Below are 24,221 nucleotides of genomic sequence, written 5' to 3'. Positions count from 1 at the left end.
GGTGACGGCGGCTTACAAGACGCTTATAAAGTGAGTTTTTTGCGTTGCATATAAAAGCTCACCTGATAGTCATGAGCATTCGTCATGATGGAAAAATCAATACATTCACCGCCCACCGTTTTCGTCAGCGATGTCATCTGCAATAACGGCGTGCCTTCATTAACCTTCAATAATCCGGCAACTACGCTGTCCGCCAAAATTGGGGAAAAAATCTCATAACAACCGGCAATCTCAATGTGCTTTTCATCTTCAATGTAAGCGAACTTCGAGCCCTGTAAATGTTTAATGGAGAGATCGGGAAAAAGCGCGATGGGTAAATAACTGTCTTCCAGCATGCAAGCCTTGCCATCCACATAGCGTACACGGCGGGCAAAGTAAATTCTTTCGTCGGTGCGTAATCGCAGTTGGCGGGCAATGGCAGGCGGAGCGGGCATGGTTCGAAACTCAACCACCTCATTGCTGGTCGTGCGACCAATCAGCCGCATATGTTCGGCGAAACTGTTCAACGCATGGCCTTCATGCTGAACATCTTTCTGCAAGATATAGGTTCCGCTACCATGGCGACGTTGCAGTAATCCCTCCTTAATCAACTGTTCTATAGCTCTGCGGATCGTCATCCGCGAAACCGAAAACTCAGCCGCCAGACTTTTTTCTGACGGCAGTGCTTCGCCAATACGTAATTCGTTTGAATTGATACGCGACCGGATCTGTTCCGCGATAGATTTATAGATCACTTTTAGACCTCTTATGCACTATAGCGATGTCTCATTTTTTCACCCATAGTAATTTAATTCGTTTAATTATCATTATGATATAAATATACAGCTACAACATTGGCAACCTGGTTCGCTAAGATGTCTGCGAAAAGCTTAAAAAGCATACCTCTTGGGCTATCACTAAATTATGAGTAAGTTCACATATCTTTGGTTAAATAGCTACCCGGATTATTCAGTCCCCATATTATTAATTCATAACAAAATATTAAGTCGTACAAAAAATAGCTTCTTCCTACAAAATTTAAAATGAAGGAAAACACTATGCTAAGTCAAATCCAACGATTTGGTGGAGCGATGTTTACTCCCGTACTGCTATTTCCGTTCGCCGGCATTATCGTCGGCCTGGCTATTATGTTGTCTAATCCAATGTTTGTTGGCGAACTAGCGAACCCGGATAGTTTATTTTTTCAGATTATTAATATTATTGAAGAGGGCGCATGGACGATATTTCGCAATATGCCATTGGTATTCGCCATCAGTCTGCCAATCGGCCTTGCTCATCAGGCTCCCGCTAGAGCATGCCTGGCCGCACTGGTATCTTACCTTACGTTTAATTATCTGATTCAGGCCATGGCGACGCAATGGGGTGGCTATTTTAATGTTGACTTTACCGCCGATATCGGCGGGGTAAGCGGATTAACCATGATTGCCGGAATAAAAACGTTGGATACCAATATTATTGGCGCCATTGCTATTTCCGGTTTAATTACTGCGATTCATAACCGGTTTTATGATAAAACGTTACCTGTTTATATCGGTATATTTCAGGGAACGGCATATGTCGTTATTATCAGTTTTTTCATTATGCTTCCAGCCGCCTGGTTGACACTGTTAATTTGGCCAAAAATTCAAACAGGTATTTCTTCGCTGCAAGATTTAATGTTGGCGTCAGGTGCCTTCGGCGTATGGATCTATACCTTTTTAGAACGAATTCTGATCCCGACGGGCCTGCACCATTTTGTTTACGGACCTTTCATCTTTGGCCCGGTAGCGATGGAAGGCGGTATTCAGGTTAACTGGATTGAAAATATTCAATCCTTCAGCCAGTCGGCCTTGCCGTTAAAAGACCTGTTTCCCCTGGGTGGGTTTGCACTGTTCGGTAATGCAAAAATGTTCGGCTCGGTTGGTATCGCGGCGGCCATTTACGCGACAGCAAGCACGGAGAATAAGGCCAAGGTCGCCGGTCTGTTGATTCCGGCGACGCTGACCGCGGTACTGGTAGGAATAACCGAACCGCTGGAATTCACCTTCCTGTTCATCGCGCCATATCTGTTCGCCGTTCACGCACTGCTGGCCGCTACCATGGCGACGGTCATGTACCTACTGGGCGTGGTCGGCAACATGGGGGGCGGGTTGATTGAAATTGCCACGCAAAACTGGTTGCCGATGTTCCACCATCACGCGATGAACATGGTGATCCAAATCGGCGTCGGCGTCGCGTTTTCATTCATCTACTTCTTTGTCTTCCGTTCCATCATTTTACGCTTCGACGTCAAAACGCCGGGTAGGGAAGACAGCGAGATCAAGCTGTACACCAAAAACGACCTGCGTAGCAAGAAAACCCTCATGCCGACAGGCCAACTCGAACAGGCCCAGGCCTATCTGGATGCACTTGGCGGCGCAGCAAATATCGTCAACCTGACCAATTGCGCCACACGTTTACGTATCACGCTTGCCGATCCCGCGCTGATGCAGTCCGACGACATATTCCGTCAACTCGGCGCTCACGGCGTGGTGCATAAGGACAACGCCATTCAAATCATCGTCGGCCTGTCGGTTCCACAGGTTCGCGATCGTCTGGAAAATTTGATGCAACATTCACGCTATACGGAGGCTCACTCATGAAAAAATTCTCAATCGTTATCGCCGGCGGCGGCAGCACGTTCACCCCAGGGATTGTTCTGATGCTGCTACAAAACCGCGATCGTTTTCCTATCGCTACGCTGAAGTTTTATGACAATGACGGTGCAAGACAGGAAACCATCGCCGAAGCCTGTAAGATCCTGCTGAAAGAACAGGCGCCAGAAATCGCGTTCAGCTACACCACAGACCCAGAGGAAGCTTTTACCGGCGTAGACTTTGTTATGGCGCATATCCGTGTCGGAAAATATCCGATGCGTGAACGGGATGAAAAAATCCCGTTACGTCACGGCGTGGTCGGCCAGGAAACCTGTGGTCCCGGCGGTATCGCTTATGGGATGCGTTCTATCGGCGGGGTGCTGGAACTGGTGGATTTCATGGAAAAATATTCGCCGCAGGCCTGGATGCTAAACTATTCCAATCCGGCGGCGATTGTCGCGGAAGCCACGCGGAAACTTCGTCCGCAGTCCAAGATCCTCAATATTTGCGATATGCCTATCGGTATCGAAGGACGGATGGCGGAAATCATCGGCCTGAAATCACGCAAAGAAATGAACGTCCGCTATTACGGCCTGAATCATTTTGGCTGGTGGACTTCCATTCAGGACCAGGACGGTAACCAGCTACTGCCGGCCATTCGTGAACACGTGGCGAAATATGGTTATATTCCGCAAACAGGCGTCAACAATAACGAACCAAGCTGGAACGATACTTTCGCCAAGGCAAAAGATGTTTGTGCGCTCGACCCGGAAACGCTGCCAAATACTTACCTGAAATACTATTTCTTCCCCGACTATGTCGTTGCGCATTCCAACCCTGAATATACCCGCGCCAATGAGGTGATGGCCGGTCGAGAGAAACACGTTTTCGGCGCTTGCAACGCGATTATCAATGCTCAGTCCGGGGCTGCCGGCGATCTTGAAATTGATGAACACGCATCCTATATCGTCGACCTGGCGCGCGCCATCGCCTTTAATACGCAGGAGAGAATGTTACTGATCGTAGAGAACAACGGCGCGATCAATAACTTTGATGACGACGCCATGGTGGAAATTCCCTGTCTGGTCGGCAGTCATGGGCCGGAGCCGTTGCAGGTCGGCACTATCCCTACCTTCCAGAAAGGATTGATGAGCCAGCAGGTGGCGGTGGAAAAGCTGGTGGTTGAAGCCTGGGTGGAGCGCTCCTACCAGAAACTGTGGCAGGCTATCAGCTTGTCGAAAACGGTTCCTAGCGCCAGCGTAGCGAAAGCCATTCTTGATGAGTTGATTGAGGCGAACCGCGACTACTGGCCTGAACTGAAATAATCACCGTTTTTCCTCCGTCCAGCGGCTGTCTCTTTTACATAAATCCCTGGCATCATCGCCGGGGATTTTTTATCAAGCCGACGTTCCGCGCAAGCGCCGCACTTTCTCACGTAATTGTTGCTTTTCCTGTTCACTCAGAAACGCGATATTCAACCCATTCTCCTGGGCCTGACGGGTTTCCTTCGCGCTTAGGCCCGCCAGCGGCGCCGCGACTTCATATTCATGTCGAATTTCTATTCCCTGAACAGCCGGATCGTCAGTATTGATTGTGGCGGGGATGCCGTAGCGCAGGAAATGGAGCAGTGGGTGCTTGTCCAGTGATTCGACGGTACTGGTCTGGATATTGGAGGTCAGACAGGATTCGATGCCGATACCGTGTTCGGCCATGTATACCATGAGCGAGGGATCGATAATCGCGGTTACGCCATGCCCAATGCGTTCGGCTTGCAATGTGTTAATCGCCTGCCAGATACTTTCCGGGCCGGTCGCTTCGCCGGCATGTACGGTAATGTGCCAGCCGGCATCACGCGCCTGACGGAAATGTGAGACAAAAAGATCGCCGGGATAGCCCAATTCGTTGCCGGCCAGATCCAGCGCCGTGATCTGGTCGCGATAAGCCAGCAAACCATCCAGTTCCTGTTGGCAGGCATCGGTGCCGAATGTGCGGCTCATGATTCCAATCAAGCGAATATCAATATCATGATCGCGGCAACCGGCCTGCACGCCGTCAATAACCGCTTCGACCACGCCCGCAATCGGGAGTTTATGATTCATCGCCATGTAATAGGGAGAGAAACGCAATTCCGCGTAATCCAACCCGGCGTTGACCGCATCTTCAACGTTCTCATAAGCCACTCTTCGGCAGGCGTCCAGCGACCCCAAAACGGCGACGCCCCAATCCAGTTTTTGCAGAAAACTCAGCAAATCCGGTTCATTTTTGGTGATTTGAACATGTGGGCGTAGTGCCGCCAGATCATTGGCTGGCAATGCGATATTGAATTGTCTGCCCAGTTCCAGAATACTTTGCGCCCGGATATTGCCATCCAGATGACGATGGATATCCGTTAGCGGGAGTAATGAATCAATCATGATGTACTCTTTGCGAAAGCTGATAGTTGTTCGTTAAGTGCCAGAAAGTATAAAAACAAATGGCGGAAAATAGCCAATTGTTACTGAAAAAGGCGCTTTTATTTCGGCTGAGGAGCGTTAATAGGGATAATGATTAACCTTTATTCTGTACCGGACTGACATTAAGCCGGGGGATCGTTCGGATATAAATCAGTTCACTGAGTAGTTCCACCAATGTCTGGCTGACGATGATGGCCGGCAATATGCCGCTGGCGTCCGGCATGGCCAGCGCTAGCGGCAGCACAACCAGCGAATTCCTCGTTCCGGCGCTAAAGGCCACCGCCCGACCGCCGGGGGAGTCCAGCCGGAACAACTTGCCGGTCAACCAGCCCAGTGTCGGCGCGACGATAGCAAAAAGCACATAGAATGGCAGCACCGCGAATAGTGTGCGCCATGCATGCTGAAGTTGCGGCGTGACGGCGGCCACAACGATAAACAACACCAGCGCCGTTGCCGGAACAGGCAGGAACGACAGGGCAACCGACATTTTTTTCACCGGTTGATAGCGTGAGCTTCCCCACTGAATCATAGCGGCCATCAGTAATGGAATAGCGATCAGCGAGATAAACGCCTGTAAAAACGGCGCGAGATGAACGGCGGCGGCGGCGTCCTGATTGAGAAAAAGACCAAGGTACAGCGGAAGCGCCAGCATTTGAACCAGCAATAGGACGGGCGTGGCCGCCAGCAGTCGCGGAGCATCGGCGCGACCAATCTGAGAGAATGTCACGACATAATCAATGCAGGGCGCAAGCAAGACTAACAGCATACCGAAGCGGATTAACGGATTGTCTGGTAAAAAAGGCAGCAAGCCAAAAATAAATAACGGGATAACGATAAAATTCGCGCACAACAGCGCGGCAAGAAATCGTAATTGGCGAAAGCTTTTCCCAAGCCCGGTCATCGGCAACTGGAGAAAAGTGACAAATAACATCAACGCTAGCGCTGGTGTGATGGCGACATCCAACGAGGCGGCATCGGGAAATATTTGGGTGGTCAGCGCGGCAAGCACCACGGCGATAAAATAGAACGCCGTTTGATGGGTTTCCATAAAGGTTCTGAATCCGTGCATATTGCGTCTCGCGGCGGGAAAAGTCGTTACGGGCGGTAGGGAAAACTAAACCGTTGTAGCAGAGCAGGGCCGCCACAACGGTTCAAACGAACGTTAACAATTACGGCGCAACCGGTTCCTGTTGGCTATCAGTATCAGGCTGAGCTTCATCTTTATCTTCGCTCGGCAGACTGATAAATGGCGCGATAAACTCGCCCAGCGTCATTTTATTGCCGTTGAAATCAACCTGGCCATCGGCATATTGCAGCGAACTGGTGATGGCATTGTCCCTGGTGACAGAAATCTGGTTCATCTGTCCGATACCTGCCATCATCTGCGCCTGCTGTTGCGCCATCGCTACGGCTTGTTTCTTCTCTTCATCCGTTTTGCCTTGCGGCCCGGCCTGAACCATCAACTCCGTCAGCATAGCCAGCGGCACATTCAATTTAACATCCAGCTTTTTCACCGATTGCAAAATGATCTTTTCTTCATCAGTGGCGTTGGGATCGGTTGCTTTCGCACTGTTTTGCAACGGGTCGGTCATATCCAGCGCGAGGGTGAATGTCCCTTCGCCTTTGCTGTTTTTCCAACTGATGGGCGAAATTGTGACGTTGGGATTGCTTTTCAGCAACTGAGGCAGATATTGCAGAAACGTCATTGTTAACTCATGCTGATAAGCTTCCGGGGTGATGATTTCCGGCTTATACAGCATTTGTTCCACATTCTGCTGATAAGCCGTAGCGAACGCTTTGGCGCCTTTTCCATCAAACCGTGAGAACACGATATGCATCGCACCGGAGCCGAGGTTGCGTTCAGCGATGGTCATCGATTCGAGCGCCAGCGCCATTTTTCCCGCCAGATCTGTTTCATCTTCGGTCAGTTGGGTTTGCACAGAGATATTGTTTAAAGTGACAGGGTCACCGTTTTCAACGGAAAAAGTAACAGATTTAATGGAAAGATCCGCATCACCTAAATTGAGTTCAAACTTGCCTTTGTGGTTATTCCCCTTTAGCGTGAAATCGTTTACGACCAGTTTTTCGGTTTCACCCCACGGGTTTTTCTTTTCACTCATCAGGTTGCTGATGGTACCTTCCAGCCTGCTATCGCGTAAATCGCGACCAACATCCACCTGAGCCGTGGTGCCGCTGAAGGCGAATTTCTGCACGTCATTCTGAAATTCAAGCGGGAGCAATGTAACGACAGACTGAGTATCGCCGCCATAAGTAACCCGTGTTTGCGCGGAGAAGAAGGGCTTATCTTTGGTCAACGCAAACAGCGCCTTAACCGCATCGGTATTGGCCAGTTCGCTGTGTACGGACGCCATGGACGGAAGCAGGTTGAATCGCTTGATCTCCGCCAGTGGGAAAGGGCCGTGAGAAACGGTTTCATTAAGCACGACTTCCTGGCCCGGCGCCAGCAGCGGCGCTTCTTTCGCCGTGCCATCAGATTGCAGTACATACGATAATTTACTGGAGAAGATTCCTCCCTGATAATCACGATAGACGATCTTGATGCCGGCATCAGGGTAATTTTTTTTCAACTGTGTATTAAGGGTATCGGTAAAACCATCAATCTGTTGAGCCAATTGCTTACCGGTATACCAGGAAGCGCCGGTCCAGACGGCGCCCAAGGCGATAATCACGCCTGCGGCAACTAACGACTTCTTCATTATAATTTATCCTTTATTAAAAAATTCGCCCTCTATCTTGAGGGCGTCACGGAATGATCGGTTTTATCCCCATTATCTTTCAAGCCGCAGGCGTATTGCCCGCACCTCGAAATTCAATGGGATAGATCAATTAAATACGCGGGCGATACGCCCTTGGCCACGCACGCTTACCGGCGACTCACTGGCGGAAATAAAACAGGATTCTCCCGCCGTGAGCCTGAGTTGCTGATCGTCTTTTTGCAGAAGCGCATTACCCTCAACGCAGAACACAATCGCGGCGCTATTTTGCTCAAGCGTTTGTGGCGTCTCGCTCAGGGAATGCAGTGAGAAGGCAAAATCATCAACAGGAATAGGAAAGCTTAGTTCATTTCCCTGTTCGATGGGAGCGGTCAGCAATTTCGTGGCTGGTTTTGCTTCAAATTTAACATTATCCAGCAGTTCTGGGATATCAATGTACTTCGGGGTTAATCCGGCACGCAATACGTTATCCGAGTTGGCCATCACTTCCAGCGCCACGCCTTTCAGGTACGCGTGGGGGGTTTGCGCGTATAAAAACATCGCCTGTCCTGGCTGAAGCGTAATGACATTCAGCAGCAGCGGAGAAAACAGACCGCTGTCATCCGGGTAAAAGCGCGTGATTTCGCGGATGGTGGCCCAGGGCTGTTCTTGCTGGCTATTTAATGCCGCTTTCAAGACGCCCAGCGCCCGGCTTTTTTGCTCGCCATCCATACTCAGCAGATTGGCAAACAGCATGGCGAGCGTCTTACTGTCCGGCTGTTGTAAAAACGCGCTGATGGACGGATGCGCACTGGCGACCGGCTGAAGTAATTCAACAATTTCAAATAATTCTCTAAAACCATTCATAGCCTGAAACGGCGTGAGCGCGAAAACCAATTCGGGCTTATGGTTGGCGTCTTTATAGTTTCTTTCTGGCGCATCCAGTGCGACGCCAGCGGAGTTTTCTCTGGCGAAACCTTGTTCTGCGGCTGATTTACTGGGGTGAACCTGAATAGACAGCGGCTGCTCCGCACACAGGACTTTAAACAGGAAAGGGAGTTCGCCAAAACGCTGCGCAACCGACTCACCCAGATGGCCCGATAAATCATCGGCAATCAAATCTCGCAGGCTGTATTCACGGCCTTGTTCATCCACAATCAGAGAACTACTTTTCGGATGGGCGCCCATCCACAACTCTGCCATTGGTAAATTATTAGGGTTATCAATGCCATAAAGCTCATTCAACGCGTGTTTGCTTCCCCAGGCATAATGCTGGACACGATTGAGCATCTTTTGCATGTTGGCTCCCTGCAATTGCATACGTTATTAATTAAATGGCTAAAATACTTAATAAACCAACCGGTGATGAATACACTGTATCGGTTCACATCATGGTAATGTTTTGTGTGCCACTATTCCAGAGAGTGAAACTAAGGCTATTCCTATTCAGCATGTTAAGGAGAAAAGGTCATGACAACAACGCGTATTGAAAAAGACTCAATGGGGCCGATTGATGTCCCCGCTGATCGCTTGTGGGGGGCTCAGACGCAACGCTCACTGGAACATTTCCGTATTTCCGAAGAAAAAATGCCGCGTACATTGATTTATGCGCTGGCGCAGACGAAACGAGCAGCAGCCAGCGTCAATATGGATTTAAAACTGTTGCCCGCCGAGCGGGGCAATGCCATCGTTCAGGCCGCCGATGAAGTCCTGGCGGGAAAACATGCTGACGAATTCCCTCTGGCCATTTGGCAAACCGGTTCCGGCACGCAGAGCAACATGAACATGAACGAAGTCCTGGCTAACCGCGCCAGTGAATTATTAGGCGGAGAGCGCGGGAACGGCAGACGGGTTCATCCTAACGATGATGTGAATAAAAGCCAAAGCTCCAATGATGTTTTTCCTACCGCGATGCATGTTGCGGCGGTTATCGCCATTAACCAACACCTCATCCCGGAACTGAAAGCATTGCACCAGACGCTGACTGCGAAAGCGGAGCAGTTCAAAGATATTGTGAAGATCGGGCGAACCCATTTACAGGATGCGACGCCGTTGACGCTGGGACAGGAAATTTCTGGCTGGGCGGCGATGTTGCAACATAACCTGAATCACATTGAAAACAGCGTGCCGCATCTTTGCGAACTGGCGCTGGGCGGCACGGCGGTAGGAACCGGTCTGAATACGCATCCTGAATATGCGGTACGAGTCGCGGCGGAGTTGGCGAAACTGACCGGCCAGCCGTTTGTCACCGCGCCGAACAAATTCGAAGCACTAGGCACCTGTGATGCGCTGGTGCACGGACATGGCGCGCTGAAAGGGCTGGCCGCTTCACTGATGAAGATCGCCAACGATGTTCGCTGGCTGGCTTCCGGGCCGCGCTGCGGGATTGGCGAGTTAAGTATTCCTGAAAACGAGCCGGGTAGCTCCATCATGCCGGGTAAAGTGAATCCAACGCAGTGTGAAGCCATGACCATGTTGTGCTGTCAGGTGATGGGAAATGATGTGGCCGTTAATATGGGTGGCGCTTCCGGTAATTTCGAACTCAATGTGTATCGCCCGATGGTGATCCACAATTTCTTGCAATCTATTCGTTTACTGGCCGACGGCATGAAAAGCTTTAATGAGCATTGTGCGGTTGGCATTGAGCCGAATCGTGAGCGAATCGATCAACTGTTGAATGAGTCGCTGATGCTGGTGACGGCGTTGAATACGCATATCGGTTATGACAAAGCGGCGGAGATAGCCAAAAAAGCCCATAAAGATGGGCTGACATTAAAAGGGTCGGCACTGAAACTCGGTTACCTGACCGATGCCGAATTTGATGAATGGGTTCGTCCGCAGGATATGGTTGGCAGTTTGAAAGCGTAAATTGCGGTAAGCCTGTTGGCGTCCACCAGCAGGCTTTCTCGCTTCGATTTATAAAATATCGGTATCAAGGTGCAAACGAGGAATAAGCAAACGTAATGGCGCGGCTTGAGAGAAAAAAGGAACCCGACGCCAGGTAACGCCACTCAAAATAGAGTGACATCTTAACGTTTTGATTAGGTGGATACCAAATTGAAATAATTTAAATGCTTAACTTCTGATTTCTATTATGTATATAAACAGACTCAATAACGTTGACGCTAATAGCTATACGCCTCAGGAAACCGTAGGTGGCTGTACGACATCGCAATCGCGCGAGGTTAGAAACGCGCCGTTCGACCAAACGAGCGAATTATCGAGAGTAGGCGATTTACGAAGTGGCTGCGTCGTATTCAGTGCCGCCTGGCTTGATAGGATAAAAAATTATAATGGCGAAGCCGATTCTCGAATGAACTATCTTCGTCGCGTTGAGGTTTTGCAAACTGTCGATACTTTACAGAGAAGTTATCGAAACAGAGAGGTGAACAACAGAGGTAGTTCATTTGAAAATCTGTTTCAACCGACATTTCAGCGGTTCGATCTGAATCTGACCAATCGCGGTTTCATGAACGTCATCGGCAACGAAGACGGGGCAATGAGAAACCTGGCTAATTATCTCAGCGAACCGGGAGAATCCCACGTTTTGGTTCTCATCAGAACGAATGGCGACCATCATGCCATCGCCACTCATCAGGAAGCAGGAAAACTCTATATATTCGATCCCAATGAAGGTGAATCCACCGTCAATTCGAGAGAATCGACGGTTAAAAGCACGCTAAGAAATATCATTCAGAACTATTCGTATCGAGTCCCCGTGCCTGAAGTTCATCTGCTTAGAGCAACTTGACTCGCAGCCACAGACATCCCATCACCTCTGTGGCTAGCGCTGTTCAACGTTTTTTCAAGCGCAAACTAATCAGCAGGGAGAGCAACAGCAAAATACTTAAAAAGAGGGTAATACCTGACCAGCCGAACATATGCCAGAACACGCCGCCTAATGTTCCAGCAAGGCTGGAGCCGAAATAATAGGAAAACAGATACATGGAAGACGCCAGCCCTTTTGCCCGCCTAGCCCGCTGACCAACCCAGCCGCTGCTAACCGAGTGAGCGGCAAAGAAGCCGCCGGCGAACAGCATCATGCCGACAAAAATAAATAACAGGCTGTTCAGGGCGATCAGTCCCAAACCGAGCAACATCAAAAGCACCGAAATACTTAATACCGGCCCGCGTCCGAAGCGGTAGGTCAAGGTGCCTGCTTTCGGTGAACTGTAGCTACCGGTCAGGTAAACAATGGACAGTAATCCTACAACGGCCTGACTCAGCAAATACGGCGCCGCCAGTAATCGATAGCCGATATAATTGAACAGCGTCACGAACGATCCCATCAGCAGGAAGCCTTGTAAAAACAGCAACGGTAATCCCGCATCGTGAAAATGCAATTTTGCATTCAATAACAACGTTTTTGGGCGCAAAGAGCCAGGCCGGAAATGACGTGATTCAGGCAAAATACGCCAGAAAGTCAGCGCCGCTATCAGCGCCAGCACACCAATCACGCTAATGGCGATGCGCCAGGGAAAATAATCGGTCAGCACGCCGCTAACCAAACGTCCGCTCATGCCGCCAATCGAGTTTCCGCTGATATACAACCCCATAGAGAAAGCCAACACACTGGGATGCATCTCTTCACTCAGATAACTCATCGCAACCGCGGCAACGCCACTGAGCGATAACCCGATCATCGCCCGCATGATCAGTACGCCTTGCCAACTGGTCATGAAGGCACAAATCAACGTACAAATCGCGGCCAGCATCAGTGAGACGACCATGACGTTTTTGCGCCCAATGGTGTCAGACAACGGGCCGGTAAACAGCAAGCCAATCGCCAGCATCATGGTTGAAACGGAAAGCGCAAGGCTACTGGCCGCCGGTGAAATGGAAAAGTCTTGCGAGAGTACCGGCAACAAAGGCTGTACACAGTAAAGCAATGCAAAGGTGGCAAGGCCGGCAGAAAACAGCGCCAGCGTGACACGCATGAATTGCGGCGTACCGCGTTTGATATAAGGCGTTTTAACGTGGGAACCGGGAACATTGGGAAGCGCTTGCGCATCATCAATAACAGAGACAGATGCGGAAGATGACGGGATACTCAAGATAAATCCTTACCGTACAAGGTAATCATGTAAACAAAACAGGATGAGATCATAGAAGGGGACAATTGTTTTGTATAATATATTAATAATCATAATTAAGATGTTTAACATATGAATATCGAGCTTCGACATCTGCGCTACTTCATCGCGGTGGCAGAAGAACTTCATTTTGGCCGCGCCGCGGAAAGACTGAACATTTCTCAACCGCCATTGAGCCAGCAAATTCAGATTCTGGAAGAACAGGTTGGCGCCCGCCTGCTGGAACGTAATAACCGCAAGGTACAGTTGACGCCAGCTGGCGCCATGTTTCTGAAAGAAGCCTGGGCCATCATTGATCAGGTTGATCAAGCGGCGGAACGCGCATCACGTATTCAGCGCGGTGAAATAGGGGAACTGACTATTGGATTTACTTCGTCGGCCCCCTTTATCAAAACCGTATCACGTAGCCTGCTGCATTTTCGTCAGTCCTACCCGGAAGTGCACATTCAGATGATGGAACTGAACACCAAACAGCAAATCGAACCGCTGTTGAATGGCAAGCTGGATATTGGGGTGATGCGCAATAACCCGTTGCCCGATACGCTTGATCATCAGTTGTTGCTCCATGAAGCGCTGGTCGCGGTTTTGCACGAAGAACATCCGTTGGTCAAGCACGCCACGGACAATACCATCAGTATCAGACAACTGGCGCAGGAACCCTTTGTCTTTTTCTCGCGCGCAGTGGGCACGGCGCTATACGACGAAACGCTGACCATACTCAAGCGATACGACATCAGCCCGTACATTACGCAGGAAGTAGGCGAGGCGATGACGATTGTCGGGCTGGTTTCGTCAGGACTTGGCGTTTCCATATTGCCCGCCTCTTTTACCCGCATCCGAGTGGATGGCGTGAAATATTTGTCGCTGGCCGAAAGCGATGCCACAACGGAAGTGTGGCTGGTTACGGCCCGACACTTGCCGCTGAGTGCGGCGGCACAAACGCTGATTGCGCTGATATTGGGACGATAATCCATGCAATATGTGCGGTAAATCACATAACGAATCAAATATTTGACGGCTTTAGTGAAAAGCTCCACCATACCCGCAGTTTTTTATTTTGCAGCGTGAAAAATAAAGCGCATATCGTCGCAGGCTTTAACCGTCAGGACAGTAGAAAACAGATCCCCAGCCGCCGTATCGCAATGAAAAGTAGGAGCCAGGTTTGTGATTGCCGATGGTCAACCAGGTCATATCGATCAAATTAAACAAATGAATGCCGGTGCGGTTTACCGACTGATCGACAAATATGGCCCGATATCACGTATCGAACTGTCAAAACGCGCTCAACTGGCGCCCGCAAGTATCACCAAAATTGTACGCGAACTGCTGGAAGCTCATCTGGTTCAGGAAACGGAATATCAGGATATCGGCAGCAGAGGGCGTCCGGCAATCGGCGTGATCCTTGATACTCAGGCCTGGCACTTCCTTTCCGTTCGCATTGGCCGCCTTTCGATGACCCTGGCGCTGCGTGATTTGAGCAGTAAACTGGTGGTCGAAGACAATGTTCCACTGCCAGCCGAACATGCTCAGCCTTTGCTGGATCGCATTTTGAGTGAAATTGATAATTTCTTCATTCGCCACCAAAAAAAGCTGGAACGTCTGACGGCTATCGCCATCACTGCGCCGGGCATTATTGATGCCGCAGCCGGTATCATCCATCGCATGCCGTTTTATCATGTTGAAGAGATGGCTATCGGCCCGGCGCTGGAGCAACGAACCGGGCTGCCGATCTATCTGCAACATGATATCTGCGCCTGGACGATGGCGGAAGCGTTATACGGCGCGTCACGCGACTCGCAGAACGTTATTCAAGTTGTTATCGATCACAATGTGGGCGCCGGCGTCATTACCGGCGGCCATATTCTACATGCAGGCAGCCGTAATCTGGTTGAAATTGGCCATACCCAGGTCGATCCTTATGGTAAACGCTGCTATTGCGGTAATCATGGTTGCCTCGAAACCGTTGCCGGTACGGAAAGCATGTTGGAACTGGCTCAGCAGCGAATGAGCGCCTCCATGAGTTCCATTCTGCACAGTTCACCGCTCACCGTAGATAGTCTGTGCGACGCTGCGCTCAAAGGCGACGCGTTGGCAAAAGATATTATTCAGGATGTCGGTAGTAATATTGGTCGTATTGTCGCCATCATGGTGAACTTGTTCAACCCGGATAAAATTTTGGTCGGTTCTCCGCTGAATAAGGCGGCCGGCATTTTATATCCGGCGATTTTAGGATGCATCCGTCAGCAGTCTTTCCCGCCATACAGCCATAACATTCAGGTTGAAGCGACGCACTTCTATAATCAGGGGACGATGCCCGGCGCGGCATTAGTGAAAGACGCGCTGTACAACGGTTCGCTATTGGTGAAGTTGCTGCAAGGTTAAAATATATTTTCTGTCGCACTGTTTAAAACTTCTGTTTTTTTCTTCTCTATCTTCAGGACGAAAGTCCTGAGAAACAAAACATTGAGCTAACGCAAGCCGCCTGAACAGTTCATCGCCTAGACTTTCACTATTGGAAAGCATTTTGTTGTGCTTGTTATTCAGGTGGCCCGGAGTTAGCTCATGTTGAAACGTATATTTGTCACAGGTACTGATACCGCCGTTGGAAAAACGGTGGTTTCCAGAGCGCTATTGCAAAAATTGACCATCAGTGGCAAATCCGTGGCAGGCTATAAACCCATTGCAAAAGGGTGCAGGGAAACAGAAGAAGGGCTGAGAAACCACGATGCGCAACTGTTACAGTCGGCGTCTACTCTTGAGTTAACTTATGAACAAGTAAATCCCATCGCGTTGCCGGAAGATGAAATCAGCGCCAGTGAATACTCGATTAATTACAGTTTGATGACGCAAGGATTGCAGTATCTGAGTGAACACGCTGATATGGTGGTGGTGGAGGGCAGCGGCGGGTGGCGGACGCTAATGAATGATCTGCGGCCTTATTCCGAATGGGTTATTCAGGAACAGCTTCCCGTCGTGTTGGTCGTCGGCATCAAACTGGGTTGTATTAGTCACGCGCTGTTAACCGCTCAGGCTATTCTTAATGACGGTTTACCGTTGGCAGGTTGGGTCGCTAACCGTATTAATCCCGGCCTGGCAAACTATGCGGAAATTATCACCGTACTGCGTAAAAAAATCCCCGCGCCTCAGTTGGGCGAGTTACCTTATCTGCCTCGTGCTGAACAGCGTGATTTATCACCCTATATCGATCTCTCCGCCATTATGAACTAAGCCGCTATTCGCATCAGACATTGAAGCCGCCAGATAAAAGCATGCCTCCCCCCTAACCAGAGGGAGGGCCGCCGACAACGCGGTTACTGCGCCGGTGGCGCCGGTTCACTTTCTGATGGCGCCATCGGACTGTCCGTCCCCATATCATCGTCAGTGTGACGAGTATAAACAATCTTTTGTGAATCATTCTCACAATGACCGACTACCTGACCACCAACCTGGCTCACTTGATCATTAGGCACGATTTCCAGTGAAAAACCGGACTCAGGCACCCCATTATTGATGATTTTCTGTGAGATATCAGCTTTGACACTTTCGCAAGACGCTTGCGCCACCAGAGGCGCAATGACACATAAAGCCGCGCTAAAAATGATGATTTTTTTCATATTGTCACCCTTTTATTTGGATTAAATCATGTCATCCGTCTGATGTTTCAACTTATCAGACAGATGACGATGATTATAAAAGCGTAGACTAAAAATCAAGGCGTGACCGGACGACCGGTACGACGATCAAGACAACGATCTGTATTGGCTTCCCAATAAGCATTCACGTTATAGCTGGCATTACACTTTTCACGTCCATCGATCGCTTTTTCAATTTTATCGAATTCTTTTTCAGTACGGGAATTGACTTTATTACGCAGAGAACGGGTGGAATCCCACTGTTCGCTGCTCTGACGAGCGGCTTCTTTGGATAAGGTGCTGTCGCCAGATTCAATCACAACATGGCGGGTATCCGCCAGCGCGACGGGTTGCCAAGCCGCAGCCATCACGACCAGAGAGAGCGGGATCAACGCCCGAATCAGAGAAGCAAAGGAATGTTGGTTCATGTTTCACCTTGACAGAACAAATGATTAATACAAACGCCACGACGATGATATAACAAAAGGTAGCTTACCATTCTTCATCTCAATAGCACTACAACCGGATCAGGGCGAAAAAGGATAAAAAGCGGCCATTACAGCCGCAGTGTTCAGACAAGCTGCGATTAACTCTCGCGATGCACGCTCAGCCCCGCGAAGGATTGGCTAACCGGCATCATTTCCAATGTATTGATATTGACATGAGCAGGCAACGTCGCCACCCAGAATACGGCCTCTGTCACATCATCCGGTGTCAGTGGCTGAGTATTGCCATAGGTCTGACTCACTTGATCTTCATTACCCTTAAAGCGCACGTTGGAGAACTCGGTGCCGCCGACCAGTCCCGGCTCGATATTCGTCACGCGAATCGGCGTACCAAACAGGTCAGCCCGCAACCCCAGACTGAACTGACGGACAAAAGCTTTACTCGCGCCATAGACGTTTCCACCGGCATACGGCCAGTTGCCAGCCGTTGAACCGATGTTGATCACATGTCCGCGATGACGTTTGACCATGTCCGGCAACAGAGCGCGAGTCATAAAGACCAGCCCTTTGTTATTGGTGTCAATCATGGTTTCCCAGTCATCCGCCGAGGCTTTGTGAGCAGGCTCCAACCCCAGTGCCAGCCCTGCATTATTCACCAGCACATCAATCGCGCGCCAATCAGCGGGCAGGGTGGCGACAGCGTTTTCGATTGCCTTACGATCACGGACATCCAGCGTTAACGTGTACAGCGCATCGCCCAGTTCCGCTTTTAGTGCATCCAAACGCGCCTGGCGACGTCCCGTTGCGATAACTTTATGGCCTTCTTTGATAAATTTACGGGTAATTGACTCGCCAAATCCGGCGGTTGCACCGGTAACAAAAATAATCATGCTATTTTCCTCTGACAGTGTTCATGATTTGCAAACAAACGATGCAGATGCGAAAGATCGCCGCAGAATATTTCAGGCAAATGGTATCAGTCGTCCTGATTATCGGCTTCTACAGCGCTGTACAAACGCTCAAGGATATCAGGAAACGCTGATTGTACCCGGTTCCAGCTTGGCACGAAGGGTTTATCGCCCGGACTTTCGCTGTAAACCTGACCGGCATGGGTAATGACATCCGAGAACAGTTCCACGGCAGATTCTTCAGTATGCCGATCGAAGTGCAGGCCGTTCATACGCGCATCGTGCTCAAATGCATCAATCATATCCAGCGCGGTGCGGTAATATGTGGCGCGCAAAACCCGAAACGAATCTGTTGTGATATTTACGCCCAATATCGCCAGCTTACGATACAGTGCCTTAGTGATATCGCTTGCCATACGTTGCAGACCGGAATGAGGATCATCTTCCGACATCGGCTGATGCTTGTGATCATAATTATCGGCTATATCCACCTGACAAATGCGACTGGTTGCCGTTCCCCGGTGTATTTCCGACAACACGCCAATCTCCAGCCCCCAGTCACTGGGAATCCTCAGGTTATTCAGAATATGCGTACGCATTGCGAACTCGCCCGACAGGGGATAACGATAACTGCGCATGTAATCCAGGTAGTCTGAATTGCCATAAACCTTTTGCAGCGATTTCAGCAGCGGAAAAACCAGCAAACGGCCCACACGTCCATTGAGTTTGCCATCCGCTACACGTGCATAATAACCTTTACAAAAATCATAATGAAAATGTGGATTTGCCACAGGATAAAGCAAACGCGCCAACATATTTCGATTATACGTGACAATGTCACAATCATGCAGCGCTACGCAGGCGGATCGACGCGAGGCCAGTGTATAACCGACACAAAACCACACGTTGCGGCCTTTACCCGGTTCCACTGGCGCCAGCGATTTATCCGCCAGTTCCTCACTGAGCGCTTTCAGGCGAGGCCCGTCATTCCACAAGATGCGGTGACGTTGCGGCAAGCGGGAAAAGAACTCGCGGGCATACTTAAATTGCGCCTCATCAGCGCGATCAAGACCAATCACGATTTCACCGAGATAGGTTACCTGCGATAGCATTTCGACAATATTTCCCAACGCGGGACCTTCAAGCTCCGAATAAAGCGAGGGAAGGATCAGCCCCATGCTGTTCTGGCCGGAAAAGACCTGTAGCTCGTATTCCAGTTCTTCCACTTTACGCTGGGTCAGATTATGGAAATTGGTAATGATCCCATCCTGATAAAATTCACTCATCGCATTCTCCCTCAGGTTGCGTTTATGCTTTATACGCCGGTTTTATCGATGAAAAATCATCGCCAATGAAGTGCGTCAATCCTTCACACCAACCCACAGGCCCCATAGCCTGTGTGCGATACAGCTTGCCAGCATAATCTGGTGGCAGTTCAACTAATTGATTGTCTTTCCCTTTAATCAAAATCGCGTAGTCCATAGCAGTTAACAAAGAGACGTCGTTCGGGCCATCGCCCAAACCAAATGTGGTGACCTGGGTTCCGTTTTTATCGACGTACTGCTTTTTTATCCAGCCTGCCGCCTGTCCCTTACTAACTTGTTGTCCCATTACATGATAAAAGCGACCGCCTTGCGTTAGCGACAACCCATATTCAGCCAGACATTGACGAAAGCGAGCTAACGCCGTGGCGTCATCCAGCCATAGCAGCGGTTCGGACGCTTCCCGTCGACGAGCCAAACCTGCATCTTGCAGTGACAGCCCCGTTACGCTGGCAACCGCCTCGTTATCCATATCGGCAAACCCTTTGAATTGAAAAGATTCCCGTTCCCGTATCTGATGCAGCCGGGCGCAGATAGCCGGATAGTCAGCATCAAAAATCTTACGTGGATAATCCGAGTGTGCGCACCACGCTGGCGGCAACACAATCAACGCACCATTTTCCGCAATATAAGGCAGGTGACTTAACCCCAGTTCGTTTTGCAGTTGCTCAACTTCCGCCGCCGTTTTACTGGTCGTGATAATGACGGGGATCTGCCATTGCCTCAGACGTGCCAGCCACGGACGAGCGGGTTCCCAACGGTAGGTATCATGATCCAGCAGCGAGCCGTCAAGATCGCTGAAAATCATCAGGTTGGCGCTCAATACAGGCATTGCTTCTCCATAATTAATCGGAAATAAACAGATGATAACGATGGGCGTATAAGACGTTGTGTCCAAGCTGGTTGAGATATCAACCTGATAATGCGGATAAAGTGTGATGTGAATCACCATACCTAACTGTATGCGGAAATCGGTGTTTACGCAAATTTACGTATCCTTTGCTCGCGCTTCGCCATTGACGGATAGGGCAAACACATCGCTCTTCTTTGTGGGAATAAATAAAATGCTACACAGCGCAGGAAAAAATGTGGTGAACTAAATCATTGATCTGTTCAAAGCCGCACAGTAAGCAATAAGGAACCATATTGAAATACGTACCAATAACGCCAAACCCCGACCACAACGGCTATAGCGCAAGTCCGGCAAGATATGATGTTATCTCTATTCAATCACAAGTCATTTATGGTTGTGTGGGAAACAGTATCGCAGTTCCCGCGTTAATGCAGCATGGTTTACGGGTTTCATTTGTGCCGACGGTCATATTGAGCAACACGCCTCACTACCCAACCTGTTATGGCGGCAAAGTCCCCGTTGAGTGGTTTGAAGGCTTTCTTAAAGGGCTGCTCGAAAGGGATGGATTAAAACACGTCAGTGCCATTGTCATTGGCTATATCGGCACGCCGACACTGGTGCAGCCACTCGCACAATGGCTGAAAACCGTGCGTGATATCAACCAAAATATCCAGATTATCCTTGATCCGGTAATGGGCGATACTGACTGTGGTTATTACGTCAGCGAAGAAATCAACGAGTATTACCGTCAATATTTACTGCCGATGGCAACCGGACTGACACCGAATGCATTTGAACTGGAATGTTTGTGCGGAAAAACAATTCACAGCGCGGAAGACACCGTCACCGCCGCGAAATCCTTGCTCCAGGGAAATATCGAATGGGTGGTGGTAACCAGCGCGGCTGGCACATCGGATACAAAAAACATTCAAGTCATATGCGTTACCCGCGATGATGCGGTCGTCATCAATCACGCCAGGTTGCCTATCTCGCCAAAAGGGACGGGGGATCTGTTTTGCGCAGAGCTAACGGCTTGGCTTTTAAAAGGTTATTCATTGACGGAAGCCACTGAACGGGCCTGTCGTCAGGTTGAGCAATCCGTACTGAAAACTCAATTGGAAGAAAGCGAAGAACTCTGTATTGCCGCGATTTAAAAGACTTATTGAATATGCGTGACATTGTGCTCAGACATCCTTGTACCACAAGTCATAAAGCCGGTCTTAATGGAATCTCTTGATACCAACCTGACAATTGTCTACATTTATATATGACAAATGTCAGTAAGGAGAGCGTTATGAGAACATATATCCCTGTTGAGAAACCCTGTGATAATGCGCTCTGGCGCCATGCCGGTTTACCCGCGCGCGGAGTAGAACTTACTTTGGTGCTAAAAGCGGGTTTACCTGTTGATGTGTTGGATGATATTCGCCTCTGGTCTTCAATGTCCAAAGCGGACATCATGCGAGTCACTGGCATCAACGAGCGCAATGTTGCTCGTCGTAAAAGCGCCGGGAAAAGTCTATCGCAGGATGAAAGTGAGCGGGTTGCCCGTTTCGTGCGTGTTATGGATGCGGCGGTACAGCTTTTTGGCGGTAACAAATCAGATGCTTATCACTGGCTCAATCAACCGGTGAAAGGACTAGGCTACGTCGCGCCCGTTTCACTGATGACCACGGAAAGCGGGGCATTGGCAGTATTAGATCTGATTGGCAGACTGGAGCATGGCGTTTTTTCATGATTTTTTATCGTCTGATAAAAACGGCCTATGCTTCAGATGCCTGGACAGGATATGGCGCCAAACAATATGGTGGCCGCTGGAACCACAAAGGGTATTCAGCGGTATACGTTGCAACGTCAATTTCACTCGCAGTACTGGAAGTGCTGGTTCATGTATCTAAAGACGCGATACTTGAACAATATTCTCTGTTTAGCATTGAAATTCCTGATGATGAAGTGACATATCTTGCGCCGGATTTTTTACCTGATAACTGGCGGCAAGATCCCGCACCGGTTTCAACGATGGATGTAGGAACCGGTTGGCTGCAATCCGCTGAAGGGATGGCGCTTGTCGTGCCATCCAGCATCATTCCAAGAGAAAGTAATGCGATACTGAATCCAGAGCATCCAGCATTTAAAAATCACTTTGGCACAGTGGAGGAGATACCGTTTTTGTTTGATCGGCGTTTACTTATATAGATAAAGAGTGCAACCGGCTATGGTTGGTAGAGATTAAATTTAACATAATATACATTATGCGCACTAAGATAACGAAGAGCGAAAAATAGCAGCCCCCCAGTATTAATCCTCCTCTCAGTCATATAGCCAACGGCCCGCTTTAGCGGACTCAATTAGCATCGCGATAGTAAAATCAGGCACCTGAGGAATATCATTTTTACGGAACGGATTGAGTAAATTTAGTCCCTACGTTTCACATCTAATAGGTATATAACTCACATATTAATGTGTGCCTGGGAAGTATTTATTTAAAACATACTTCTTGCCATGTTAGTTTTTATTAAGATCACCAGGTTACGATGTTATTTTGTGACTAACTGTTTGTTATTGTTAATATCATGATTATCATTACGTTATGATTATCTGGCCTGATGTTTATGCATAAAAACTCTTGTACTTAAAAGTTTTATATTAATTTTTCTTTGAACCTCCTCCCGCACACTCCTTAATGCTGCTCCGTACTAAAAATATAAACATTTCCCTTTTGAAAGCAAAAGTAGTATATTCCAAAATACCGAGGCGGATTCGAAATCTATTTCGGTTATGGAGTATTTTATTAATCTTTAATCATATGGGATGTGAACATGAATAAAATAACCTCTTTACTAATATCTGCATTATTAGTTACTCCTCTCGTCAATACGGCTCATGCAAAATGGGAATTGGGTGACATATGCTACGGCTATGCCACTGCGACTGGTTCGGGATATTCCGGCGGCGCACTTCTGTTGGATCCCATTCCCCAGGATATGGAAATCACCGCATTAAACCGGAATCAACTGGATTATCGCGGCGTAAAGGCTGCGTTGGCCGGGGCATATTTGCAAGTAAGCGGGCCTAACGGAAGTACAGTCGTATACGTGACTGATTTATATCCCGAAGGCGGCGACTGCGCATTGGATTTATCATTTAATGCGTTTGAAAAAATCGGCGATTTAAAAGATGGGAAAATAGATATCAATTGGGTTTTGATCGAAGCTCCGGTCAATGGCAATGTCGTTTACAGAATAAAAGAAGGCTCAAACCCTTACTGGGCCGCTGTACAATTCAGAAATGTGAAATATCCGGTAATTGAAATGAAATACATGCGGGATAATCAATGGATTTCTGCGCCGAAAACCGATTATAACCATTTCATTTTAGAGCATGTTGGCAATAATAATATTGCTATCGAATTCACCGATATAAAAGGCAACACGCTGCGTGATACGCTGCCGCCCATGTTGCAAAGCACATCATCAGCCTATTTGATCACGGGGAACGTACAACTGTAATAACCCTCTTTCAAGGTCGAGAGTTATTGCTGTTGTTGGATAATGGCTCTCGCCTTCATAAAATTTATCGAGGTTAACTATTTTTCCCGTTCGCGATGACCCTGCCGCCCTTTTCCTCTACAATGAAATATCTTCCTCTACCTGGCGAACCGCTATGTCCCGATTAACGCAGAAAGATATGACCGAAAGTGAGCAACGTCAGTTGAAAACCTTGCTCGATCAGGAAAGAAAAAAACGCGGTCGCGTGCTGACTAATTCCGAAAATAACCACATCAAAGACGATTACATTGATAAGTTAACCAAAGAACGTGAGGCCGTCGTGAAAAAGGCCCAGGCTCAGAGGAAAAAGGACAAGTTCAAACCTGATATTTCAACAACCTATGAGTGGTCTGCCAATACCAATCTCCGAGGCCGACGCTAAACACAAGAATTAACGTGACGAAAATTTTAAGCGGCAGGCTCGACTCCTGCCAATAACATAACCTCTCAATCACTGCGATTGATCTCTATTGGCTATTTTTTCATCAAATCTTGATGGGGGGGAACGCTGATTTTTATCTGCCAGACAAAACAACCGCGATTTTGCCCCGGTATTTGCGGTTTCAATACCATCTATAGCTTAAATATTTGTCTGTTTTGTCACTTCTTTAAGCGTTTGATTCGCCATCATTAGCAC

The 24,221-nt window shown here is 48.9% G+C and carries 23 protein-coding genes and 1 pseudogene; 12 read left to right on the top strand and 12 right to left on the bottom strand.

Going from position 1 to position 24,221, the window contains the following annotated elements; all coding sequences use genetic code 11:
- Positions 1 to 23 precede the first annotated feature (23 nt).
- On the bottom strand, positions 24 to 734 hold the full coding sequence (locus NC856_RS01905; RefSeq protein WP_264088718.1) for a GntR family transcriptional regulator: 711 nt from the start codon (positions 732 to 734) through the stop codon (positions 24 to 26).
- 303 nt (positions 735 to 1,037) lie between these two features.
- On the opposite strand from NC856_RS01905, the gene NC856_RS01900 reads away from it, so the two are divergent.
- Both NC856_RS01900 and NC856_RS01895 read left to right on the top strand, forming a co-directional pair.
- Positions 1,038 to 2,621, top strand: a complete 1,584-nt coding sequence (locus tag NC856_RS01900; RefSeq protein WP_264088717.1) for an alpha-glucoside-specific PTS transporter subunit IIBC — start codon at positions 1,038 to 1,040, stop codon at positions 2,619 to 2,621.
- Positions 2,618 to 3,940, top strand: a complete 1,323-nt coding sequence (locus NC856_RS01895) for a 6-phospho-alpha-glucosidase (RefSeq protein WP_264088716.1) — start codon at positions 2,618 to 2,620, stop codon at positions 3,938 to 3,940. The genes NC856_RS01900 and NC856_RS01895 overlap by 4 nt, the downstream gene beginning before the upstream one ends.
- 72 nt (positions 3,941 to 4,012) lie before the next feature.
- Here the strand turns inward: NC856_RS01895 and add are convergent, their stop codons facing one another.
- The 4 genes from add to manA form a co-directional block, all read right to left on the bottom strand.
- Positions 4,013 to 5,029, bottom strand: coding sequence for an adenosine deaminase (gene add / locus NC856_RS01890; RefSeq protein WP_264088715.1), 1,017 nt, complete (start codon positions 5,027 to 5,029; stop codon positions 4,013 to 4,015).
- 133 nt (positions 5,030 to 5,162) lie between these two features.
- Positions 5,163 to 6,137, bottom strand: coding sequence for an arsenic resistance protein (locus NC856_RS01885; RefSeq protein WP_264088714.1), 975 nt, complete (start codon positions 6,135 to 6,137; stop codon positions 5,163 to 5,165).
- A 100-nt stretch (positions 6,138 to 6,237) separates the two neighbouring features.
- Positions 6,238 to 7,785 carry a YdgA family protein gene (locus NC856_RS01880; protein ID WP_264088713.1) on the bottom strand — a complete coding sequence of 516 codons (1,548 nt, stop codon included), beginning with the start codon at positions 7,783 to 7,785 and terminating at the stop codon, positions 6,238 to 6,240.
- 126 nt (positions 7,786 to 7,911) lie between these two features.
- Positions 7,912 to 9,081, bottom strand: a complete 1,170-nt coding sequence (gene manA, locus NC856_RS01875) for a mannose-6-phosphate isomerase (RefSeq protein ID WP_264088712.1) — start codon at positions 9,079 to 9,081, stop codon at positions 7,912 to 7,914.
- Positions 9,082 to 9,252: 171 nt separating this feature from the next.
- Here manA and fumC point away from each other — a divergent pair, with 171 nt between their 5' ends.
- Both fumC and NC856_RS01865 read left to right on the top strand, forming a co-directional pair.
- A complete protein-coding gene (fumC, locus tag NC856_RS01870) occupies positions 9,253 to 10,650 on the top strand; it encodes a class II fumarate hydratase (protein WP_264088711.1) in 1,398 nt (465 codons plus the stop codon).
- A gap of 226 nt (positions 10,651 to 10,876) precedes the next feature.
- Complete coding sequence (locus NC856_RS01865) at positions 10,877 to 11,533, top strand: YopT-type cysteine protease domain-containing protein (RefSeq protein ID WP_264088710.1); 657 nt, start codon at positions 10,877 to 10,879, stop codon at positions 11,531 to 11,533.
- Positions 11,534 to 11,576: 43 nt separating this feature from the next.
- Here NC856_RS01865 and NC856_RS01860 read toward each other — a convergent pair whose 3' ends face one another.
- Positions 11,577 to 12,839: an MFS transporter gene (locus NC856_RS01860; protein WP_264088889.1), complete on the bottom strand. Its 1,263-nt coding sequence runs from the start codon at positions 12,837 to 12,839 to the stop codon at positions 11,577 to 11,579.
- 108 nt (positions 12,840 to 12,947) lie between these two features.
- Between NC856_RS01860 and NC856_RS01855 the strand changes: the two genes are divergently transcribed.
- The 3 genes from NC856_RS01855 (at position 12,948) to bioD (ending at position 16,103) form a co-directional block, all read left to right on the top strand.
- Entirely contained in the window at positions 12,948 to 13,844 is an 897-nt protein-coding gene (locus NC856_RS01855) for a LysR family transcriptional regulator (RefSeq protein WP_264088709.1), read from the top strand.
- A gap of 195 nt (positions 13,845 to 14,039) precedes the next feature.
- The gene (mlc, locus tag NC856_RS01850; RefSeq protein WP_264088708.1) at positions 14,040 to 15,257 is read left to right on the top strand and encodes a sugar metabolism global transcriptional regulator Mlc; all 1,218 of its coding nucleotides are present in this window, start codon (positions 14,040 to 14,042) and stop codon (positions 15,255 to 15,257) included.
- 180 nt (positions 15,258 to 15,437) lie between these two features.
- The gene (bioD, locus tag NC856_RS01845; protein WP_264088707.1) at positions 15,438 to 16,103 is read left to right on the top strand and encodes a dethiobiotin synthase; all 666 of its coding nucleotides are present in this window, start codon (positions 15,438 to 15,440) and stop codon (positions 16,101 to 16,103) included.
- Positions 16,104 to 16,186: 83 nt separating this feature from the next.
- On the opposite strand, the gene NC856_RS01840 is transcribed toward bioD, so the two are convergent.
- The 5 genes from NC856_RS01840 to NC856_RS01820 all read right to left on the bottom strand — a co-directional run bounded on the left by NC856_RS01840 (position 16,187) and on the right by NC856_RS01820 (position 20,015).
- Complete coding sequence (locus NC856_RS01840) at positions 16,187 to 16,489, bottom strand: DUF1161 domain-containing protein (protein WP_264088706.1); 303 nt, start codon at positions 16,487 to 16,489, stop codon at positions 16,187 to 16,189.
- Between the two features lie 95 nt (positions 16,490 to 16,584).
- Entirely contained in the window at positions 16,585 to 16,935 is a 351-nt protein-coding gene (locus NC856_RS01835; RefSeq protein WP_264088705.1) for a DUF1283 family protein, read from the bottom strand.
- 158 nt (positions 16,936 to 17,093) lie between these two features.
- Positions 17,094 to 17,843 carry a bifunctional NADP-dependent 3-hydroxy acid dehydrogenase/3-hydroxypropionate dehydrogenase YdfG gene (gene ydfG / locus NC856_RS01830; RefSeq protein ID WP_264088704.1) on the bottom strand — a complete coding sequence of 250 codons (750 nt, stop codon included), beginning with the start codon at positions 17,841 to 17,843 and terminating at the stop codon, positions 17,094 to 17,096.
- A gap of 86 nt (positions 17,844 to 17,929) precedes the next feature.
- The gene (locus NC856_RS01825; protein ID WP_264088703.1) at positions 17,930 to 19,147 is read right to left on the bottom strand and encodes a glycosyltransferase family protein; all 1,218 of its coding nucleotides are present in this window, start codon (positions 19,145 to 19,147) and stop codon (positions 17,930 to 17,932) included.
- A gap of 22 nt (positions 19,148 to 19,169) precedes the next feature.
- Complete coding sequence (locus tag NC856_RS01820) at positions 19,170 to 20,015, bottom strand: mannosyl-3-phosphoglycerate phosphatase-related protein (protein WP_264088702.1); 846 nt, start codon at positions 20,013 to 20,015, stop codon at positions 19,170 to 19,172.
- A 314-nt stretch (positions 20,016 to 20,329) separates the two neighbouring features.
- Between NC856_RS01820 and pdxK the strand changes: the two genes are divergently transcribed.
- The 3 genes from pdxK to NC856_RS01805 all read left to right on the top strand — a co-directional run bounded on the left by pdxK (position 20,330) and on the right by NC856_RS01805 (position 22,232).
- On the top strand, positions 20,330 to 21,190 hold the full coding sequence (gene pdxK, locus NC856_RS01815) for a pyridoxine/pyridoxal/pyridoxamine kinase (protein ID WP_264088701.1): 861 nt from the start codon (positions 20,330 to 20,332) through the stop codon (positions 21,188 to 21,190).
- Positions 21,191 to 21,330: 140 nt separating this feature from the next.
- On the top strand, positions 21,331 to 21,774 hold the full coding sequence (gene parS, locus NC856_RS01810; protein ID WP_264088700.1) for a type II RES/Xre toxin-antitoxin system antitoxin: 444 nt from the start codon (positions 21,331 to 21,333) through the stop codon (positions 21,772 to 21,774).
- Positions 21,771 to 22,232, top strand: coding sequence for an RES family NAD+ phosphorylase (locus tag NC856_RS01805; RefSeq protein ID WP_264088699.1), 462 nt, complete (start codon positions 21,771 to 21,773; stop codon positions 22,230 to 22,232). Before parS ends, NC856_RS01805 begins: the two co-directional genes overlap by 4 nt.
- Before the next feature lie 114 nt (positions 22,233 to 22,346).
- On the opposite strand, the pseudogene NC856_RS01800 reads toward NC856_RS01805, so the two are convergent.
- A pseudogene (locus NC856_RS01800) lies at positions 22,347 to 22,448 on the bottom strand (DUF1493 family protein); the annotation flags it as partial.
- A gap of 407 nt (positions 22,449 to 22,855) precedes the next feature.
- On the opposite strand from NC856_RS01800, the gene NC856_RS01795 reads away from it, so the two are divergent.
- Both NC856_RS01795 and NC856_RS01790 read left to right on the top strand, forming a co-directional pair.
- A complete protein-coding gene (locus NC856_RS01795; protein ID WP_264088698.1) occupies positions 22,856 to 23,545 on the top strand; it encodes an expansin EXLX1 family cellulose-binding protein in 690 nt (229 codons plus the stop codon).
- Positions 23,546 to 23,699: 154 nt separating this feature from the next.
- Positions 23,700 to 23,966 (top strand): DUF3811 domain-containing protein, encoded by a 267-nt coding sequence (locus tag NC856_RS01790; RefSeq protein WP_264088697.1) that lies wholly within the window; start codon positions 23,700 to 23,702, stop codon positions 23,964 to 23,966.
- The last annotated feature ends 255 nt before the right edge of the window (positions 23,967 to 24,221 follow it).

The organism is Brenneria izbisi (assembly GCF_025840185.1).
GTDB classification, from domain to species: Bacteria; Pseudomonadota; Gammaproteobacteria; order Enterobacterales; family Enterobacteriaceae; genus Brenneria; species Brenneria izbisi.
This window is presented reverse-complemented; position numbering and strand designations above follow the sequence as displayed.